This window comes from Prevotella sp. HMSC077E09, from assembly GCF_001814685.1.
In the GTDB taxonomy this organism is placed as follows: Bacteria; Bacteroidota; Bacteroidia; order Bacteroidales; family Bacteroidaceae; genus Prevotella; species Prevotella oris.
The window spans coordinates 1-1,535 of record NZ_KV817485.1; the positions used below are offsets into that span (position 1 = coordinate 1).

The 1,535-nt window shown below is 46.0% G+C and carries 3 protein-coding genes; all 3 read left to right on the forward strand.

From position 1 onward, the window contains the following. Positions 1 to 85: 85 nt before the first annotated feature. Positions 86 to 460 (forward strand): ISAon1 family transposase N-terminal region protein, encoded by a 375-nt coding sequence (locus HMPREF2983_RS00465; RefSeq protein WP_070665619.1) that lies wholly within the window; start codon positions 86 to 88, stop codon positions 458 to 460. Then, positions 453 to 1,394, forward strand: coding sequence for a transposase (locus tag HMPREF2983_RS00470; RefSeq protein WP_070665622.1), 942 nt, complete (start codon positions 453 to 455; stop codon positions 1,392 to 1,394). Before HMPREF2983_RS00465 ends, HMPREF2983_RS00470 begins: the two co-directional genes overlap by 8 nt. Next, the coding region (locus HMPREF2983_RS14395; protein ID WP_256374439.1) for a transposase at positions 1,372 to 1,535 on the forward strand (164 nt) is incomplete at its 3' end. The genes HMPREF2983_RS00470 and HMPREF2983_RS14395, both read left to right, overlap by 23 nt.

A 1,535-nucleotide genomic window follows, 5' to 3' on the forward strand; every position in this document is an offset into this window, starting at 1 on the left:
GCTAACCCAAAAACGGTTGCTAAACGATACATGATTTGACATAAAGTCGTACCTTTGCATTATGAATTGTTACAGCAATATAAATATGTATGAAGGCCTCGTCTCATATTTCCTTCCATCAGGTATTCTTGAGTATTTCGAGGTGACAGACTTCGCAGAGGTTTCAACCATGGACAAAGATGTTTTGTATACAACCGAACTCCATATCTATCTTGATGAACGTGATAACCGTACTCCCGACATGAAAGCGGCCATAAGCGATGGCTTTGTCGATGAGTCATGTTTGTTGGATTTTCCTGCCCGGGACAAGAAAACGGTTCTTCATGTACGCAGACGCCGCTGGACAATGCCTGACGGCATAACCAAATCCGTAGATCTCGACAAGAAGATACATCTGAAGCATCCCGGCACGCGATATTCAAAAGACTTCGCGCTTTTTTTAAAGAAAGCGGATGGATGATGAGACGATAACCGCCCGTCAGATAGGCTATACGTACATGATCAACAGCTCCACATTGGCGAAGAGGTATAAGGACACCCTAAGTGACTTCGAGACGTGGGAGCAGAAAGAACATGCCTCTGAGTGGATTCTGCTTCCGCAAAACGTTGGCAGAGAACATGGCATAGACGAGACATCCCTTCAGGGTGAGCTGTACACGATTGTCCACAACAAGGATGCCCATGGCCGCAAAGGTGCAATCGTCGCAGTTGTCAAGGGAACCAATCCTGCGGATGTGTTACGAGTACTCATGCAACTTTCTGCTGATAAGCGGGAAATGGTTGGGAGTGTTACAATGGATCTTTCCGACTGCATGCGTGCCATAGTCAGAGAGGCATTTCCGAAAGCAATAGCCATACGAGACTGCTTCCATGTTGTTAAACGTGGCGGAGAGGGATGCGAGGAGATACGCTTACGCCTGAAAAGGGAGGCTGTCAAAGATCTCAATAGGAAAAGGACAGAGTTCCGTAAGACACTCGGACGATTGGCTGAACAGAGAAAGGCATACCGCCAGAGGATGAGAGCAGTGCATGGGAAGAAGTGGAAGAAAAGCAAGCGTGGCAAGAAGCCACAGAGATTAAATACTCGCTTTGAACCTCCCAGACTTGAAAACGGGGAAACACTCGTGGAAGCACTAACCCGATGCAGCAAGCAGCTATCCATGAGCCGTGAGAAATGGAGCGCAACACAAGAAAAACGTGCGAAGATTCTGTTTGCACTCTATTCGAAGCTGGAAGAAGCATACCGCCATATTAACTCTCTCAGGGCCATATTCAGGAACAGAAACCTCACCAAGGAAACTGCAAAGCAGAAATTTGAAAAATGGTATGGAGAAGTGACTGCATGTACTCTTCGAGAAGTGAAGTCTGTACGTGAATACCATCAAATTCTATGAAGACGAGATACTCAACTACTTTATTGATTGGCAGACAAACGCCTCTGCCGAATCTCTTAACTCAAAGATCAAATGCTTCCGGGCACAAGTAAAGGGAGTAAGAGATATACCGTTCTTCATGTATCGTTTAGCAACCGTTTT